The sequence below is a fragment of the Azospirillum brasilense genome (genome assembly GCF_007827815.1).
In the GTDB taxonomy this organism is placed as follows: Bacteria; Pseudomonadota; Alphaproteobacteria; order Azospirillales; family Azospirillaceae; genus Azospirillum; species Azospirillum brasilense_C.
The window spans coordinates 192,191-209,843 of the sequence record NZ_VITH01000010.1 but is presented as its reverse complement, the minus strand read 5'-3'; the positions used below and the strand labels follow the sequence as shown (position 1 = coordinate 209,843).

Sequence of the window (17,653 nt, the reverse complement as noted above, 5' to 3'; positions counted from 1 at the left end):
TCAGGGCTCGTCACCGGTCGGACGGCGGAACGGCCAGCAGGCGGTTACGCAGCAGCCATTCGACGCCGCGCCGCCATGACCGCTCGTTGTCGCCGCGGATGTCCGCGTTCGCGACGGCGATGACCTCGCCATCTCCGCTGCCATCTCCGGTGCGGCGCATTATAATCTGCATGTTGAGGATCAGCGTGCTGATCTTATGGATGAAACCCGTCACCACGATGTCGGCGCCGGCCCGGCGCCCAAGGTCGCGTTCGCAGCCGTTGCAGCGGTAGAGCGAGGCCGGCGCCTCCATCGCGACGGCGCTGTCGCGGACGCCGGTCACCGCATAGCCGCCGTCCTTCAGCCCGTCGCGCAGCAGCGCCGTCACCCGCTCCAGCCGTCCGGCATGGTCCGGATCGGCGGGCTCCCGGCTGGTGTCCACCAGTTCGAGGTCAAAGAGCAGGATTTTGGCGGGCGTCTGCGCCGCAGCCGGGGCCACGAAGGTCGACAGAAGCAGGGACAGGGCCGCCATCGCGGCGGATTCCATCGGTCTCATCCGAATGCGTGAATGGGCAAGGGCGCCCGATGTCCGGCAGAATCCCGTCATGCGTCACCGCTCCGCTGTCCTCGCCGTCGCGTTGCTCACCCTGGCGTCGCTCCCGGCGGCGTCTGTCCCGGCGTCCGCCGCCGGGAGCGACCCGGATTGGCCTTGCGTCCAGATCCTCGTGCCGACCCTGTCGTCCGGCCAGATCTGGCCCGGAGACCCCATCGAGGGGAAGGAAGGCGACTGGCGCGACATTCCCGGCACCGAACCGGTCCTGAAGCAGCTTCTCGACCGCCGGCTCGATCCGGAGCAGGAGCAGGCGGCGATCGACCGCTTCGCCGACCAGCTGGAAGCAGACCGGGCAGCGGCGGACCGCAACGCTGCCCTCACCGCCCTGTTCGCCGGCGCCTTCGATGCGCTCAACCAGGAGCGTGGGCAGGCTATTTCGGCCATCAAGCGCTATGCCCACCAGCAGCGCGTTCTGCTCGACAGCATCGATGCGGCGCTGACCCGCTTTCAGACGCTTCCCGCCGACGCTCCCGAGGCGGCGGCTCTGCGGGAGGAGATCGCGTGGCGCCGCCGCATCCTCGACGAACGGCGGCGCAACCAGACGGCGCTGTGCGAGCAGCCGGTCCAGCTCGAACAGAAAGCCGGCCGCATCGCCCGGGACATCGCCGCCCGCCTGGATTAAGGCGAGCGGGTTCGCTCAGTTCGACGGACCGCCGGTGAAGGGCTGCACCGTCTCCAGCCCGTACCCCGCCTCCTGCCAGCGCTGGGCGCCGTCGGAATACCAGTAGACGTTGCCATAGCCCCATTCCACCGCGCGCTTGGCGGCGTTCCAGGACATCCAGCAGTCCGGTTCGCAGAAGAAGACCAGCCGGGCGGCCCGATCGCCGTGGCTCACCGTCTCCAGCCCGGCGCGGAAATAGCGCTCCTGCTCGCCCGACAGGCTGCCGTAGCCGGTGTTGGGAAGCCAGACCGCCCCAGGCAGACTGCGGCGGGGCGGCGGCACCCACACGGCCGGCTCCGGACGGTCCGCCGGGCGCGGCGGCGCCGGCATCACGTCGACCAGCCGCGTGTCGGGGAAACGCTCGATCAGCCGCCGCAGCTCCGCCAGGGTCACGGTGGAGGCGCCGGACAGGCCGGCGGGGGTCGGGGCGCGGTACTGGTCCATCCGGTAGCCCGGCGGCTCGATGGCGGCGGCGGTCTTCAGCGCGCCGTCCGGGCCGATGATCGGGACGTGGTAGCGCAGCAGGATGCGGTCGATGTCGTCCTGGCGGCGCTTGATGAAGTCGTTGAGCCAGTGTTTCCACTCCGGTTCGTCGGAGCGGATGCCCATGGAGATGTTGAATTGCAGCCGGGCGCCCGCCGACTCCTTGACCAGCGGCACGACGGTCAGCGGCTCCGTCTGCTGGGCGGCGAAGTAACCGGCGATCGGTCCCCAGATCACCGCGGCGTCGGTCTTGCCGGCCGCCACGTCTTCGATGGCGTCGCGGGCCGGGTTGTTGGCGCGTGTGTCGGTGTTGAGCTGGTAGGGCTCCGTCCGGGTGATGCCGTAGAGGCGCAGCAGGTTGACCGCGGGCGTCTTCTCGACGACGCCGATGCGGGCGTCTTTCAGCGATGGATCGCCCACGCTTTCCGCCTTGATGCCTGATTTGGTGCGGTAGACGAGGGAATAGACGGTGCGGTAGTAGGGGTTGGTGTTCTGCATCAGCTCTTCACCGGACGCCGTGCCCATGACGAGGTCGCACTGCCGCGCGCGCAGCGTGTTGCGGACGAAGCCGATGGTCTGCGGCCACCAGTAATAGGTCACCGGTTTCTTCAGATCCTCGCCGATCAGCCGGGCGATCTCGTTCTCGAAGCCCTCCATTTTCTCGTTGGAGTAGGGCAGCAGGTTGCCGTCGGCGCAGACGCGCACGCTCTCGCGCTCCGTCACCTCGACGGCGTGGGCCGGCAGGGTGACGGAGAGCAGAGTCGCGGCGCCGACGACGGCAAGGGCGATGGGCGTGGAAGAACGTGCCATGAAGGACCTCCCTGCCGGATCAGCCGCCGATGCGTTGCGGGCGTCCGCCGGGCAGCGCGCCGTCGGCCCGCGCCTTCAGGTAGCGGTAGATGTCGTCCAGGTGATCCATGATGTTCGGGTCGAGGCCGAAGGAGGGCATCACCTTGTCGCCGGTGGCGCCCTGGTTCTGGCGGCCGTTGACGACGACCTCCTTGAACTCGTCGTAGCTGAGGCGTTTGAGCGAGTCCGCGAGGCTGGGGGCGAAGGACGACCCCGACGCGTCGAAGCCGTGGCAGGTGTGGCAGGTCGCGTGGAAGCGGCGGTAGCCGTTGTAGGTTCCCTTGTCCACCTGACCGTCCTTGACGATGTAGGTCGGTGTCCCGTCGGGGGTCGTCGGCGCGTCCTGCGCCAGGGCGGCGAAACAGGCGACGGTGCCCACCGTCAGCGCACCGGTCAGCAAGCCAAGTCTGCGTTGCACAAATCTGCGTTTCATGGATGTCGAGATCCTTGCCCGGAAGCCGGGGCCCAGTGAATGCCGAAGGCTCTAAAGCAAAACCCCCGGTGCCTTGCGGCACCGGGGGCAGGTCTGCCGATCACTTCTGGTCCGGAACGTGGAACACCGTCAGGACGCCGCCGAGCTGGGTGTATTCGCCCAGCGACTGGTGGGCGCCCACCGCGCCGAGGCCGGCGGTCGCCACCCCTCCGCCCTCGGTGTGTCCGGGATGGACGGCGTTGTGCCAAGCCTGCGCCCCGGCTTCCTGGGTCAGGCCCGCGGCGAGGCCGATGCCGGCCCAGCCGCCGACGCCCGACAGGACGGCCACATACTGCTTGCCGTTGTGGGTGTAGGTGTTGATGTTGCCGATGATGCCGGACGGGGTCTTGAACCGCCACAGTTCCTTGCCGTCCTTCATGTCGACGGCGACGAGGTAGCCTTCCAGCGTCCCGTAATAGGCGACGCCGCCCTTGGTGGACAAAGCGCCGCTCCACACCGCGAAGCGCTCCGGCCGCGACCAGACGATCTTGCCGGCCGCCGCGTCCCAGGCGATGAAGTTGCCCATGCCGCCGTGCGAATTCGGCGTCGGGTACATGGACACGGTCGAGCCGACATAGGCCTGCCCCGCCGTGTAGGAGACGGAGAACGGCTCATAGTCCATGCAGATGTGGTTGGTCGGGACGTAGAACAGGCCGGTGTCCGGCGAGAAGGAGGCCGGCTGCTGGTCCTTGCTGCCGAGCGCCGCCGGGCAGACGGCCGCGGTGTTCTTGTCCTCGCCGTTGGCGAAGGTGCTGTATTTGTCGACGACGTTCGGCCGTCCGGTCTTCATGTCGACGTCGGTCGCCCAGTTGACCGTCGGATCGAACTTCTGCGCGACGAGCAGCTCGCCGGTCGCTCGGTCCAGGGTGTAGGCGAAGCCGTTGCGGTCGAAGTTGACCAGCACCTTGCGCTGCTGGCCGTTCATGTTGATGTCGGCGAGGATGTTCTCGTTGACGCCGTCGAAGTCCCATTCGTCGAAGGGCGTCTTCTGGTAGACCCACTTCGCCTCACCGGTGTCGGGATCGCGGGCGAAGATGGTCATCGACCATTTGTTGTCGCTCTTGGCCCGGTCCTTGTCGACGGCCCGCTGCGTCGGGTTCCAGGTGCCGGGGTTGCCGGTGCCGTAATAGATCAGGTTGAGCGCCGGATCGTAGGTGTACCAGCCCCAGGTCGTTCCGCCGCCGCGTTTCCATTCCTCGCCCGGCCAGGTCGAGACGCCGAGATCCTTCTGCCCGATCGGCTTGCCCATCATCATCGTCTTCGACGGGTCGATCTTCACGTCGGTGTCGGGACCGGTCGAGAAGGCCCGCCACACCATCTTGCCGCTGTTGGTGTCGTAGGCCGTCAAATGCCCGCGCACGCCGAACTCGCCGCCGCTGATGCCGACGAAGACCTTGTCCTTGACCACCAGCGGAGCCGCCGTCAGGGTCTCGCCCTTGGTGTGGTCGCCGTTCTTGGCTTTCCACATCTCCTTGCCGGTCTTGGCGTCGAGCGCCACCAGCGTGTTGTCCGCCTGGGCCAGGAAGACCTTGCCGTCGGCGACCGCGACACCGCGGTTGACGGTGTCGCAGCACATCACCGGGATGACGGTCGGGTCCTGGACCGATTCATATTTCCAGATGACCCGCCCCGGGTTGTTGAGGTCGAGCGCGAAAACCTTGTTGGGGAACGGCGTGTGGATGTACATCACGTCGCCGACGACGATCGGCCCGCCCTCATGGCCGCGCAGAACCCCGGTCGAGAACGACCACGCGACCTGCAGGTTCTTGACGTTGTCGGTGGTGATCTGGTTGAGCGGGCTGTACCGCTGTCCGGCATAGTTGCCGAGCTGGGACGCCCAGTTGTTGGGGTTCGCTTCATTCTTCAGAATACTGTCGTTCGCGGAAACCGAGCCGGCTGCGACGATGGCGACTGACGCCAGAAGCCAGCGAGACAATACCTTCATGACGATCCCTCCCGTGGTGGCGCTTATTGTTTACCCAAAAACCAATGGGCTTTTTGTTTATCGGCGCGGCGATGAGTGCAAAAGGGCGTTGTCGCGCGTATGTTGTCGCGCGGTGTGCTTTGTTCTAAACTCAATATTCAGAAAAGCTGACGCCAAATTGGGACTTAATGCTATATTGGGACCATGTTCTCGTCAAGGCTCTGCCGAATAGAAAACGCAAAACAATCGGCTGCTAACTGTTTTGTCCGGAGATGGCCGCAAATTGGTGGTAAGTTGATAATCCTTCAAAAGATGATTTTGCGATTTATTTATTTGCAGTTTTCGCGGCGATTTTTGTGCGAAGCAGCAATTTTTGCTGCAAAGCAACACGGCCCGATCGGTGTCGGCGCCTGTTGATAAGCGTGTTCCGGCCTTCGTCCACTTTGGTGAAACGGCCGAAGGCGTCGGCTCATCGACTTTTCAGGCCCGATCTTTCAGGACCGCTCTTCGGTACGGGAATGGTGACTCATGTTTGAACTGGTCATGGTGATCTGTCTGGCCCTGCGGCCGGACCAATGCTCCATCGAACGCCCCCTCTCCATCGAACGGTACCCGACCGCGGTGGAGTGCACCCGCAACAGCTATGTCCACGTCGTGCACTGGCTCATGGAGCATCCCAACTGGAACGTCCGTCAATGGCGGTGCGAACAGCCCGGTGCCTGACGCCAGCGCTGGTTGCTTCAAGGATAGAAAACACATCACTCAACGTTCCGTTGATCTACGGCGCGCCGACTCCAGACTTGTGCGAAGGCTTCTCTGACCTTGCGGCCCGTTCCGTTTCATCCGTTGCACCAACGGCTTTGCAAACTCCCAACGTTTAGGCATTGGTTAACCTTCGATGCCTAATGATTCGGCGCCCTGTGGTTTGGCTCATTTCCGAGCAGCCGGAATCGCGCAATCCTGTCCTCGTCCTGGGCATGGCATGCGGCTTGCTCTCGCTGATCCCCACGATGTTGGCACAGCCGTGCCGTTGCGTTTTGGAGCGCCCGATGTTTGTTACCCTGTCGATGATCTTCTGCTTGGCGTCCGACCCGACCCAGTGCCGCACCATCAATCCGATGGTTCCCGACACCGAACCCCTGACCATGTCGAGCTGCCCGATCGCCGGCCAGATCGAGAGCGCCAAGTGGATCAACGACCACCCGAAGTACGAGCTTCAGCGCATCCAGTGCACCGTGGGCAAGCGGTTCAAGCAGCAGGGCGCGTGAGGGCCGCGACACGGGAGACGGCCTGACGCCGCCTCACGCCAGCGCCGCGGCCCGGCGCAGGTCGGCCACGAACTCTGCCTGCGCCCGCCGTCGCTCCTCCTCCCCTGGAAGCCGCAGCAGGTAGGAGGGGTGGACGGTGACGAAGCCGTCCCAACCGTCGAAGGCCATCGGACCGCGCTCGCGCAGCACCGAAACGGGCCGGCCGCTCAGAGCCAGGGCCGCCGTGGCGCCCAGCGCGACGACGAGGCGGGGGCGGACGAAGCCCAGCTCCGTCATCAGCCACCAGCGGTAATGCTTGACCTCGCCGGCGGTGGGGGACTGGTGGATGCGCCGCTTGCCGCGCTGGACGAATTTGAAATGCTTGACGGCGTTGGTCAGATAGAGGCCGCCGCGGTCGATTCCGGCTTCCTCCAGAGCGGCGGTCAGCAACTGGCCGGCGGGACCGACGAAGGGACGGCCCTCGCGGTCCTCCTGGTCGCCCGGCTGCTCGCCGACGATGGCGATGGCCGCACCCTCCGGCCCCTCGCCCGGCACCGCCTGCGTCGCCCCCGGCACCAGCGGCTCGGAGCGTTGGATCAGGCGGTTCAGGTCGGCGAGGCTGTCCGGGGCCTGCCGGGCCATCGCCGCCACCGCCTTCTCCGGCATGCGGCGGCGCGGGATGGCGGCCTCTGCCTCCAGCATCGCCTGGACGCGGGCGGGGGCGGCGCGGACCATGGCCGGGATGGCCGCCGTCTCCGGCATGTTGGCCCAGAATTTCCGCGGCATCTCCGCCCGCATGGCCGTCGGGTTGACCCGCGCCGGGTTGAAGGTGCTTTCGTAATAGCGCAGCCAGCCCTCGGCGAAGCGGTCGTCGGCCAAGGAGTCCGGACGTTCGGCGGGCGGCCCGGTCATCAGGCGGTGGCGGTCCCAGTGCAACGAGCCCTTCGGCGTCAGGATCGTCCACACCATGCTTTCGAAACGCTCGACGAAGAAGGGGGCGACGGCCTCGACGATGTGGTGGTCGGGCTCGAACCACGCGACGTAACGCTCCCCACCGGCCGGGTCCGGTAGGGCGCGGAAGCGCAGGAAGGCGTGCATCTTGTGGATGTCCCGGCGCACCGCCTTGTCGAGCCGCTCCAGCCGGTGCACCAGCGGGTCGGCGTGCTGGTCGAGCAGCGCCCTCTCCCCGTTCAGCACCCGCCAGACCAGCCGGTGCAGCAGAGCGTAGCGCTCCGGATCGCTGTGGCAGACGACGGTTTCGATCAACCGGCCGACCGCCTGGGGCAGGAGGACCGGGGCACCGTTTTCAAACGCGGGTGCTTCGTCGCCGAACAGCGACGGCGCGCCGACGCTCCACAGCACCGCCTCGGGCGCCGTCCGGGCGGCGGCGAGGCGGCGCACCGCCCGGCGGAAGCCGTCGAGGTCCGCCCCCTCCCGCAAGGTGATCGTGCGCATCGTCAGAACAGGCTCAACTGGCTGGACGGCGTAACGAGCCGCTGGCGCAGGTCCAGGCGGTCGGTCAGCCCGCCCGCGGGGTGGTAATCGGCGGCGATCAGGAAAGGGCGGGCGCGCCGCAGCCCGTTCGACAGCCGCCCCAGATCCTCCATGCGCAGGCGGGTGTGGCGGCGCGCCGACAGGATCTTGTCCACGGCGCGGGCGCCCAGCCCCGGCACCCGCAGCAGCATCTCGCGGTCGGCGCGGTTGACGTCGACCGGGAAGCGCTCGCGGTTCTTCAGCGCCCAGGCCAGCTTGGGGTCGATGCCGAGGTCGAGCATCCCGCCTTCGCCGCCGGACGCGATCTCCTCCACCGTGAAGCCGTAATAGCGCAGCAGCCAGTCGGCCTGATACAGCCGGTTCTCCCGTTGCAGCGGCGGCGGCTTGACCGGCAGGACCGAGCTGGCCTCCGGGATCGGGCTGAAGGCGGAATAATAGACGCGGCGCAGCCCGTAGCGCTGGTAGAGCGTGCCGCTGGTCTCCAGGACCGAGCGGTCGGTGGCGTCGTCGGCGCCGACAATCAATTGGGTGCTCTGGCCGGCGGGGGAGAAGCGGCGGCGCTCCTCCTTGGCCTCGACGATGCGTTCGTTGACCTGGCCCATCACCGCCTTGATGGTGCCGCCGTTCTTCTCCGGCGCGAAGGCCTTCAGGCTGTGGTCGGTGGGCAGTTCAAGGTTGATCGACAGGCGGTCCGCCCACAGCCCGGCCTGCTCGATCAGCCAGGGGCTGGCCTCGGGAATGGTCTTCAGATGGATGTAGCCGGCGAAGCCGTGGTCGCGCCGCAGCGTCCGCGCCACCAGCATCATCTGCTCCATCGTGTGGTCCGGCGAGCGGATGATGCCGGAGGACAGGAACAGCCCCTCGATGCAGTTGCGCTTGTAGAAACCCAGGGTCAGTTCCACCACCTCCGCCACCGTGAAGCGGGCGCGGCGGACGTTGGAGGAGCGCCGGTTGATGCAGTACACACAGTCGAACAGGCAGTGGTTGGTCAGCAGGATCTTGAGGAGCGAGACGCAGCGCCCGTCCGGCGTGTAGGCGTGGCAGATGCCGGCGCCGGTGGTCGAGCCCAGCCCTTCCTTGCCGCCGCTGCGCGGCTTGGCGCCGGACGAGGCGCAGGAGGCGTCGTATTTCGCCGCATCGGCCAGAATGCCGAGCTTCTCGATCAAGGCGTCGTCCATCGTCCCATCCCACGCTGCGTGTTCGTTCTTAATATGTTCCCATGGGGAGGGGAGGCAAGCGGCGGATGCGGGGTTGGGTGAGACAAAGTCCGATCAGGGATTCCGGGGCAATCTTGGATGGCGGCGACGCGGGGCCACATAACCGGGATGACCTCGACACCGCCGTACCGGCTCAGCCGCCGCACCGTCCTCGCCGCCACCGCCGCCGTCGTTGCCGCGTCCCTCGGCGGCGCCCTGACGCGCCCGCTGCTTGCCGCCCAACCCGCGCCCGGGGCCGGGTTCGACCCGGCCTTGCTGGACCGGGCGATCAAGCGCGCGGCGGCACTCGACCAGATTCACGCGCTGGTCATCGGTCGGAACGGCGCGGTGGTGTCGGCGGAGGCCTTCCGCGGACCGGCGGTGAACCGTGCCGTCAACGTGAAGTCGGTGTCCAAAACCATCGCCGCCTCGCTCGCCGGCATTGCCATCGACCGCGGCGTCCTGCGCGGCGTCGACGTCTCCCTGGCCGAGGCGGCGCCGGGGCTGGTTCCGGCGGGCGTCGATCCGCGGGTACGGAGGATCACCATCGCCGACCTTCTGACCATGCGGGCCGGTCTGGAACCGACCTCCGGGCCGGGCTACGGCCGCTGGATCAACAGCCGCAACTGGGTTGTCGACGCGCTGCGTCGCCCCTTCGTCACCGAGCCGGGCGCGCGGATGCTCTATTCGACCGGCAGCTACCATCTGCTGGGCGCGGCGCTGTCCAGCGCGTCGGGGCGCAGCCTGCTAGACTTGGCGCGGGACTGGCTGGGCGAGCCGCTGGGGATTGAGGTGCCGTCCTGGACGCGCGACCCACAGGGCTTCTATCTCGGCGGCAACAACATGGCGCTGTCGCCGCTCGACCTCTTCCGCTTCGGCGAGCTGTGGCGGCAGGGCGGGCTGTGGAACGGACGCCAAGTCATCAGCGCCGCCTGGGTGGAGGCGTCGTGGGTGCCGCGCACGCGCTCCCCCTTCTCCGGCGACGATTACGGGTATGGCTGGTTTCTCGCCACGGCGAAGGGGCACCGCATCGCCTACGCGCGCGGCTATGGCGGGCAGATGCTCTATCTGGTGCCCAGCCTGGGGCTGACCGTCGTCGTCACCTCCGACCCCGGCCGGCCGGCGCGGTCGGATGGGCATGTCGGCCTGCTCAACGCCCTGCTGACCGACGGCATCATCCCGGCGGCGGAGATGGCCTGACGGGTGGGCGGGTCAGGCGGACAGCGAGTCGCTGCGCAACCGCCGCATCACGTCCTGTCGCGGCAGGCACGCCACCAGCACCGCCCCGACCGCCGCCATCGCAGCGACGGTGCCGAGGAAGGCGGCCAGGGGGACAGCGCCTCCGGGCAGGGGCGCGCCGTCGGCAAGGCTGGCGACCACCGCCGCGCCGCCGGCCCAGCCGAGCGGCACCGCGACCGCGGCGACGGCGGCGCCCAGAAGGACGAATTCCAGCACCACCGCCTGGACCATCGAACGCCGGCCGACTCCGAGGGCGTGCAGGATCGCCATCTCCTGAAGCCGCCGCCGGGCGCTGCTGGCGACGGCGCCGAGAAGGACCACGGCCGCCGCGCCGAGGGCGACGGCGGACAGGCCATCCAGCAGCCGGCGCACGGTCTGGACGGTCGAACCCAGCGTGTCCAGGACCGCCGCCACGCGGATCGTGGGGGCTTGCGGGACTGCCTGTGCCACCGCCGCCTCAACCGCCGGAACCGCCTCGGGCGAGGACCAGACGGCGGCGACGAGGCTGTGCGGCGGCGGTTCGGGGAAGGGGGAGAGGAGAACCGGAAAATCCAGGTCCAGCCGCGTCCAGTCGATGCGCCGGAGGTTGGCGATCGTCGCGGTCACCGGACCGCTCGCCAGGGCCAGCGTGAGACTGTCCCCCACCGCCAGCCCCAGCCGGCGGGCGACCTGCGCGTCCAGCGAGGCGAGCGGCGGGCCGGTATAGCCCTCGGGCCACCAGCTCCCCGCGACGATCCGGTCGGTGGTAGCGGGGCGGGCGCGCCAGGACAGGCCGCGGTCGCCGCGCACCGCCCAGCCGACGGAGCGCGGGGCATTCGCCTCGGTGATGGCGACTCCGTTGAGGCGGCTGATCCTGGCGTGCAGGAAAGGCGCCGTCTCGACCCGCCCGACGCCGGGCAGGGAGGTCAGGCGCTCGCTCAAGCCGATGCCGTCCGGCGGGGGAACGTTCAGCACGACAACGGAGGGCGTCTGCGCCGGCAGCGTCGCCGCGACATGGCCGGTCGCCGACCGTCCGACCACGCCGACCGCCACCAGCAGGGTCAGGCCGATGCCCAGCGCCACGGCCACCGGGACCATCGGCGCGCCGGGCCGACCGAGGTTGGCGACGGCCAGCCGGACCGCCGCCCGCCGCCCGCGCGCCAGCCGGCGGGCCACCCAGGCGAGCCCCCGCCCCAGCAACGCGAAGCCGGTCGCAACCAGCACCGCGACGAGTAGGAAGCCGGCGACGGCGAGCGGCATCCCCGTCCAGGCGGCGAGCAGACCGGCGAGCCCCAGCCCGAGCAGCGCGACAGCGCCACGGGTCCGCCACCCCAACGGCTGGGACAAGCCATCCACCGCCCCCCGCCAGATTGCGGCGGGGCTGGTCCCGGCGGCGCGGGCCAGCGGCGGCACGGCGCAGAGCAGCGCGGCCAGCAGCCCGACCGCCCCCGCCAGCAGCAGGGCCGCCGGATCGACGGCGCCGCCCGTCTCCGGCATCCAGTCGAGCGGCAGCGCGTTCACCGCCATGGTGGCCAGCAGGGCGCCGGTCGTCACGCCGATCAGCAGCGCCACGCCGACCACGGCCAGCGTTTGCAGCAGGAAGGCGGTGAAGAGCAGGCGTGGCGAACCGCCCAACGCCTTCAGCGTCGCCAGGACCGGCAACCGCCGGGCAAGGTGCGCCGACAGCGCCCGGCCGATGCCAACGCCGCCGATCAGCAGGATGGACAGCGACCCCAGAAGGAACAGCGCGCGGACGAGCTGCACGGTGCGGTCCACGCCCGGAATGCCGTGCGAGGCATCGACGATCCGCCATCCGGCGTCGGGGAAGTGGTCTTCCAGATCGCGTAGGACGGCGTCGGACCGGACGGTTTCGGGCAGCACGAGGCGATAATACCAGTAGACGGGCATCCCCGGCTCCGCGAGGCCCGTCGCGTCCAGCGCCCGGCGGTCGATGACGACGCGCGGGCCGAGGGAGAAGGCGCGGAAAGCCCGATCCGGCTCATGCTCCAGCACGGCGCGGATCGCGACCTCGGCGGCCCCGAGCCGCAGCCGGTCACCGACGCCCAGCGCCAGCGCGTCGAGGAGGTCGGCGGACACAGCCGCCCCCCATCGCCCGTCGCGCTGGGCCAGAGCGTCGGCCAGGGACGGGGCGCCGGACACCGTCGCCGTGCCGACCAGCGGGTAACTTCCTTCGACCGCCTTCAACTCGACCAGGGCGCGGGCGCTGCCGGTCACCGTCGAGGCGCCGGGACGCAGTTCCGCGGTCTCGCCGACCCTGCCCATCGTGTCGAGGACGGCCCGTTGCTCCGGCGTGGCCGGTGCGTGGAACAGGCGCAGGGAGAGGTCACCGCCGACCGCTTCGCGCGCGGTGGCCCGCATCCCCTCCAGCACGCCGCCGCTGAGCGAGCCGACGGCGGCCATCATGGCGGTGCCCAGCGCCACCCCGAGGACGACGATCCAAAGTCCGGCGACGCCGCCCCGCAGGTCCCGCCAAGCCAGCCGCAACGCGATGCGCAGATGAGTCATGGCGGACATATCGTGAAGGTCCCGCCGGCCGGCAACCAGTTCTGTTGCTTACAGACTTCCCTCTCCCGGGGCGGGAGAGGGAAGGGGCCCACGCAAAGCGTGGGAAGGGTGAGGGTGAAGCCGAGAATCAGCGCCCTGATCCTCGCACGACCCTCACCCGGCGCCTTCGGCGCCACCCTCTCCCGGGGCGGGAGAGGGATTGGGCGCCAGATGCAGCCGCCGCCGGTGGCGGGGCGGGAGGGGAAAGGCGGACTGTGCCGCCGCCAGGGCGCGCAGGCGCTCCGCCACGGCGGGCGGGAGGGGCGTCACCTTGCGGGAGCCCAGATCGACGTGGATCGAGAGCTGCTCCATGGTCGCGGCGACCGTCCCGTCGTCGGCCCGTCGGATCTCCAGCAGGCTCAGCAACCGCTTGTCATCGGCGTCGAGCAGCCGCAGGGCCACTTGCAAGGGCGTGCCGGCGCGCAGCTCCCGCCGGTAATGCACCGCCACATCGACGACGAACAGGCCGAACCCTTCGTCCCGCGTGTAGGTCTCGCCCAGCCCCCACCGTTCCATCAGGGCGTAGCCGACCTCGTCGAACAGGGCGACGTAGCGCACCATGTTCATGTGGCCGTAAAGGTCGATCCAGCTTTCGTCGACGGTGTGCACGCCGGACAGCAGGATGTCCGGCGGCAGGGCGTGGTCCTGGGTCATGGGGTGCCTTGGAGGGGGGAGGTCTGGTCCGGCGGGAAGACGCCGCGCAGCCATTGCCGGATGGCCGAGATGACCGGCGTGTTCCAGCGGTGGACCGGGGCGATGAAGTAATAGCCGCCGATGGTGACGTTGCTGTCGACCATCTCCACCAGTTCGCCGTTGGCCAGCGGCTCGGTCACCAGCAGATCGCTGACCAGGGCCACGCCGCGCCCCAGCCGGGCCGCCTCGATGGTCAGGTGCGCCTGCCACAGCCGGGGGCCGCGCAGCCGGGGGATGTCGGCGATGCCGGCCTCCTCCAGCCAGGCTTCCCACATGCCGGTGGACTGCTCGTGGATCAGCGGCAGGCCGACGAGGTCGGCGGGCGTGCGCACGTCGGGGTAGCGCGCCTTGAACTCCGGGCTGGCGATGGCGAGGATGCGCGGCCGCGCGAACATCTCCGAGCGCAGCCCGTCGGCGACGGAGCCGCCATCCTCCAGATACATGATCTCGGCGTCGGCCTCCTCCCGGCTGAAGTCGGGGCGGGTCGAGGTCGGCTGCAGGATCACTTCCCGCCCGGTCAGCGCCTCCTCCAGCTCGGGCAGGCGCGCGAGCAGGCAGCGCGAGGCCAGCCCGGCGAGGCAGCAGATGTGCACCGCCTCCATCCCGCCGTTGCGCAGCTCGTTGCTGGCCTCGCCGATCAGGTCGAAGGCGCGGCGGAGCTGGGCGGCGTAGCGGATGCCCTCGCGGGTCAGGGACAGGCCCCGCCCCGACTTCGCCACCAGCTTCACACCCACCGCCTGTTCCAGATTCTGGATGTGGCGCGACACCACCGTGTGGGACACCGCCAGCTCGTCGGCGGCGGCCCGCACCGTGCCCTGGCGGGCGAAGATGTCGAAGGCGCGGAGGGCGAGAAGGGGCGGAAGGCGGCGCGCCATGCGGACCTTTGGGCTGTGGACGGAAGCCGGGGCGAGGCTGGGAGTGATTCCGGCGGCAGTATGAAACATTTCCGCCAGCACCGCACGCGCCCCTTCGCCGCCCGCCACCCGCCGCTCTCCCTCCGCGCCGCCGGCCATCACACCACCGCGTCGCGACGGAAGGCGCCGATCTCGTCGGGGCTGAAGCCGAGATCCGCGAGGATCGCGTCGGTGTGCTCGCCCAGCCGCGGCGCCGGGCTTTCGGCGGGCAGGGGGGCTTCCGGCATGGTGATCGGGACGGCGGCGAAGCGCTTGCCCGAGCCCTCCGGCACTTCGACGACCATCTTGCGGTGGACCACCTGGGGATCGTTCAGCGCGTCCGGCACGCTGTTTATCGGGCTGGCCGGCACGTCGGCGTCCTCCATCGCGTCCAGCCACGCGTCGCGCCCGCGGGTGAGGAAGACCTCGCGCAGCAGCGGCTCCAGCTCCGCATGGTTGGCGTTGCGGGCCGAGCCTGTGGGGAAGCGCGGGTCGGACAGCAGATGCTCCAGCCCCATGGCGCGGCACATCCGGTCCCATTGCTCGTTGGTGTCAACGCAGATGGCGATCGGCTTGTCGGCGGTGGGGAAGGCCTGGAAGGGGGCGATCAGCGGGTGGCGGCTGCCCAGCGCCCGCGGCGTCTCCCCGGCGTTCAGGAAGCGGGCGATGGCGTTCTCCATCAGGGCGAGCTGGCAATCCAGCATCGCCACGTCGATGAAGCTGCCTTCGCCGGTGGCCGTCCGCTTCTGCAGGGCGGCGAGGATGCCGACGGCGGCGAACAGGCTCGACCCGATGTCGCCGATGGACGCGCCGACCCGGCAGGGATCGCCGCCCGGCTCGCCGGTGATGCTCATCATGCCGGACATCGCCTGCGCCACCACGTCGAAGCAGGGGCGGTGGCGGTAGGGGCCGTCCTGCCCGAAGCCGGAGATCGAGGCGTAGACCAGCCGCGGATTGACGGCCTTCAGGTCGGTGTAGCCCAGCCCCAGCCGGTCCATCGCCCCGGCCCGGTTGTTCTCCACCAGCACGTCGCAGGTGGCGACAATTCTCTTGAAAATCTCCTTCCCTTTTTCGTCCTTCAAGTTGAGCGTCAGACTCCGCTTGTTGCGGTTGACGCTGAGGAAGTAAATGCTCTCCTCCTCGCTGAAGGGGGCAATGATGCGGGTGAAATCGCCCTTGCCGGGACGCTCGATCTTGATGACCTCCGCCCCCAGCGCGCCGAGCAGCCACGTGCTGTAGGGGCCGGCCAACATGTGCGTGAGATCGACCACGCGCACGCCGGCCAGGGGGCCTTCGCGGCGTTGCGTATCGGTGTTGAGCATGCATGATCCTTCGGATGGCCGGACGCCGCGCAGGCGGTCCGGGCGGGGCCGCGCGCCCGGCTGGAAACCGGTCCGGTCCAGGGCGGCGGCGGGAATGCGATACCCAAAGGCTTGCGCCACGGCGGCCGGAAAACAATCGCTTAGTTTGGCCCAATCCGGTGCATGGAAGGCACCGTTCCGTGGATTAGCCGGGTGTGACATTGGTGCGTTCCGTGCACCGGACCGCATCGTTTTTTCTGCTTGTGACACGAACTGTGTCCGGTAGTCTTGATCTTGCCGGGAGCGGATCGGCCTGATCGAACTCTCTGCCGGCCATCGGAAATTCTTCGCGATTTCCGAGACGGGTGATCTCTTTACTCCCATCGCCTGTCCACTGAAGCCGCTCGGCGCGCGTCGCGGCAGCGATGCGCGGCCTTCCACAACCAGGAAAGGACAACCCGCGCGTGATCGATCTTTCGGGAAAGGCGGCCATCGCCGGCGTTTTTGAATCGCCCCGCCGGGATGCGCCGCGCGTCCACCCCTTCGCCCTTCAGATGGACTGCATCCTCGGCGCGCTGGACGACGCCGGGCTGACGCTGAAGGACGTGGACGGGCTGTGCGCGGCCTCCGGCGACTGGGCCGAGGGCGGCAGCACCATGGATGTGGTCGAACTGGCCGAATACATCGGGATCGCGCCGACCTACGTGAACAGCACCGACGTCGGCGGCTGCTCCTACATCCTCCAGGCCGGGCAGGCGGCGGCGGCCATCGCCACCGGGCTGGCCGAGGTGGTGGTCATCAGCTACGCCGCCTGCCCGCGCTGGTGGCCACTGAGCAGCCCGTCCTTCGACCCGTTCGTCTTCCCCGCCGGCCCCGGCCAGTATGAGATTCCCTACGCGCCGACGCTGATTTCGACCTACGGCCTGTTCGCCCGTCGCCATATGGACCTGTATGGCACCACGCCGGAACAGCTTGCCCAGGTGGCCGTGACCTTCCGCGAGCACGCCGCGACGAACCCGGACGCACGGCTGCGCAAGCCGATCACGGTGGACGACGTGCTGGCCTCGCCGATGATCGCGTCGCCGCTGCACCGGCTGGACTGCTGCGTGGTGACCGACGGCGGCGGCGCCGTCGTGATGACCAGCCGGGAGCGGGCGCGCGACCTGAAGAAGCCGCCGGTCCATCTGGTCGGCTACGGGGCCGCCGTGGCGCGCACCCAGAACAGCCAGATTCCCGACGACCTGACCACCCCGGCGGCGCTGTCCGGCCCGCGCGCCTTCGCCATGGCGGGGCTGACCCCCGGCGAGATCGACGTGGCGCAGATCTACGACGCCTTCACCATCACGCCGATGCTGGCGCTGGAGGATCTCGGCTTCTGCGGGCGCGGGGAGAGCGGCGCCTTCGTCGCGGACGGCAACCTGACGCTGGGCGGCCGCCTGCCGACCAACACCGACGGCGGCGGGCTGTCGTCCAACCATCCCGGCAAGCGCGGCATCTTCACCCTGATCGAGAGCGTCCGCCAGCTCCGCGGCGAGGGGCCGGGCGTCCAGGTGCCCGACGCCCGCATCGCCCTGGCCCATGGGCTGGGCGGCACCTTCTGCTCCGCCGCCACCGCCATCCTTGCCCGGTAAGGTGCCTGATGACCGCCCCAACGACCAGCATGACCATCCCGCCCGTCCAGGACGAGACCTCCGCCCCTTTCTGGGAGGCGGCGCGCGAGGGGCGCTTCCTGATCCAGCGCTGCCCGGAGACCGGGCGCTTCCAGTGGTACCCGCGCGCCCATTCCATCCACGCCCCGCACGCCCGCCCGGAGTGGGTCGAGGCGAGCGGGCGCGGCGAGCTGCTGACCTATTCGGTCGTCCACCGCGGCAACCAGCGCGGCGATCCCTACGTCTGCGCCCTGATCCGGCTGGAGGAGGGCGTCACCGTCTTCTCCCGCGTCGAGGGGGTGGCGGAGGCCGATCTGCGGGCCGGGCTGCCGCTCGCCGTGGCCTTCCACCAGCTCGACGAGGCGATCAGCCTCCCCGTGTTCCGCCCGCGGACTCCCGACTGAGGGTGCCCTAGA

General features: G+C 69.3%; 16 protein-coding genes. 6 read left to right on the top strand and 10 right to left on the bottom strand.

The features are described from left to right. Window positions 1–10: 10 nt before the first annotated feature. Window positions 11–526 carry a DUF3280 domain-containing protein gene (locus tag FBZ83_RS21170; RefSeq protein ID WP_247888406.1) on the bottom strand — a complete coding sequence of 172 codons (516 nt, stop codon included), beginning with the start codon at window positions 524–526 and terminating at the stop codon, window positions 11–13. Window positions 527–584: 58 nt separating this feature from the next. On the opposite strand from FBZ83_RS21170, the gene FBZ83_RS21165 reads away from it, so the two are divergent. Continuing rightward, a complete protein-coding gene (locus FBZ83_RS21165; protein ID WP_145688170.1) occupies window positions 585–1,214 on the top strand; it encodes a hypothetical protein in 630 nt (209 codons plus the stop codon). A gap of 15 nt (window positions 1,215–1,229) precedes the next feature. Here FBZ83_RS21165 and FBZ83_RS21160 read toward each other — a convergent pair whose 3' ends face one another. From FBZ83_RS21160 to FBZ83_RS21150, 3 genes are all read right to left on the bottom strand, one after another. Then, window positions 1,230–2,546 (bottom strand): quinoprotein dehydrogenase-associated putative ABC transporter substrate-binding protein, encoded by a 1,317-nt coding sequence (locus FBZ83_RS21160; RefSeq protein WP_247888405.1) that lies wholly within the window; start codon window positions 2,544–2,546, stop codon window positions 1,230–1,232. 19 nt (window positions 2,547–2,565) lie between these two features. Further along, window positions 2,566–3,018, bottom strand: coding sequence for a c-type cytochrome (locus tag FBZ83_RS21155; RefSeq protein ID WP_082188271.1), 453 nt, complete (start codon window positions 3,016–3,018; stop codon window positions 2,566–2,568). A 100-nt stretch (window positions 3,019–3,118) separates the two neighbouring features. Beyond that, window positions 3,119–5,002, bottom strand: coding sequence for a methanol/ethanol family PQQ-dependent dehydrogenase (locus FBZ83_RS21150; protein ID WP_145688168.1), 1,884 nt, complete (start codon window positions 5,000–5,002; stop codon window positions 3,119–3,121). A 507-nt stretch (window positions 5,003–5,509) separates the two neighbouring features. Here FBZ83_RS21150 and FBZ83_RS21145 point away from each other — a divergent pair. Both FBZ83_RS21145 and FBZ83_RS21135 read left to right on the top strand, forming a co-directional pair. After that, window positions 5,510–5,704, top strand: coding sequence for a hypothetical protein (locus tag FBZ83_RS21145; RefSeq protein WP_145688166.1), 195 nt, complete (start codon window positions 5,510–5,512; stop codon window positions 5,702–5,704). Window positions 5,705–6,030: 326 nt separating this feature from the next. Beyond that, on the top strand, window positions 6,031–6,249 hold the full coding sequence (locus FBZ83_RS21135) for a hypothetical protein (RefSeq protein WP_035680398.1): 219 nt from the start codon (window positions 6,031–6,033) through the stop codon (window positions 6,247–6,249). A 33-nt stretch (window positions 6,250–6,282) separates the two neighbouring features. Here FBZ83_RS21135 and FBZ83_RS21130 read toward each other — a convergent pair whose 3' ends face one another. Both FBZ83_RS21130 and FBZ83_RS21125 read right to left on the bottom strand, forming a co-directional pair. Further along, window positions 6,283–7,683, bottom strand: coding sequence for a UdgX family uracil-DNA binding protein (locus FBZ83_RS21130; RefSeq protein ID WP_145688160.1), 1,401 nt, complete (start codon window positions 7,681–7,683; stop codon window positions 6,283–6,285). A gap of 2 nt (window positions 7,684–7,685) precedes the next feature. Next, on the bottom strand, window positions 7,686–8,900 hold the full coding sequence (locus FBZ83_RS21125; protein ID WP_145688152.1) for a putative DNA modification/repair radical SAM protein: 1,215 nt from the start codon (window positions 8,898–8,900) through the stop codon (window positions 7,686–7,688). 147 nt (window positions 8,901–9,047) lie between these two features. On the opposite strand from FBZ83_RS21125, the gene FBZ83_RS21115 reads away from it, so the two are divergent. Next, a complete protein-coding gene (locus FBZ83_RS21115) occupies window positions 9,048–10,118 on the top strand; it encodes a serine hydrolase domain-containing protein (RefSeq protein WP_145688141.1) in 1,071 nt (356 codons plus the stop codon). Between the two features lie 12 nt (window positions 10,119–10,130). On the opposite strand, the gene FBZ83_RS21110 is transcribed toward FBZ83_RS21115, so the two are convergent. The 4 genes from FBZ83_RS21110 to FBZ83_RS21095 all read right to left on the bottom strand — a co-directional run bounded on the left by FBZ83_RS21110 (window position 10,131) and on the right by FBZ83_RS21095 (window position 15,609). Beyond that, window positions 10,131–12,671, bottom strand: a complete 2,541-nt coding sequence (locus FBZ83_RS21110; RefSeq protein ID WP_145688139.1) for an ABC transporter permease — start codon at window positions 12,669–12,671, stop codon at window positions 10,131–10,133. A 144-nt stretch (window positions 12,672–12,815) separates the two neighbouring features. Continuing rightward, complete coding sequence (locus tag FBZ83_RS21105) at window positions 12,816–13,355, bottom strand: thioesterase family protein (protein ID WP_145688134.1); 540 nt, start codon at window positions 13,353–13,355, stop codon at window positions 12,816–12,818. Continuing rightward, the gene (locus FBZ83_RS21100) at window positions 13,352–14,269 is read right to left on the bottom strand and encodes a LysR substrate-binding domain-containing protein (RefSeq protein WP_051658592.1); all 918 of its coding nucleotides are present in this window, start codon (window positions 14,267–14,269) and stop codon (window positions 13,352–13,354) included. Before FBZ83_RS21100 ends, FBZ83_RS21105 begins: the two co-directional genes overlap by 4 nt. A 137-nt stretch (window positions 14,270–14,406) precedes the next feature. Next, window positions 14,407–15,609 (bottom strand): CaiB/BaiF CoA transferase family protein, encoded by a 1,203-nt coding sequence (locus FBZ83_RS21095; protein WP_186466153.1) that lies wholly within the window; start codon window positions 15,607–15,609, stop codon window positions 14,407–14,409. Window positions 15,610–16,052: 443 nt separating this feature from the next. Between FBZ83_RS21095 and FBZ83_RS21090 the strand changes: the two genes are divergently transcribed. Continuing rightward, a complete protein-coding gene (locus FBZ83_RS21090) occupies window positions 16,053–17,219 on the top strand; it encodes an acetyl-CoA acetyltransferase (protein ID WP_211101681.1) in 1,167 nt (388 codons plus the stop codon). A gap of 8 nt (window positions 17,220–17,227) precedes the next feature. Then, window positions 17,228–17,641, top strand: coding sequence for a Zn-ribbon domain-containing OB-fold protein (locus FBZ83_RS21085; protein WP_145688128.1), 414 nt, complete (start codon window positions 17,228–17,230; stop codon window positions 17,639–17,641). Window positions 17,642–17,653: the final 12 nt, after the last annotated feature.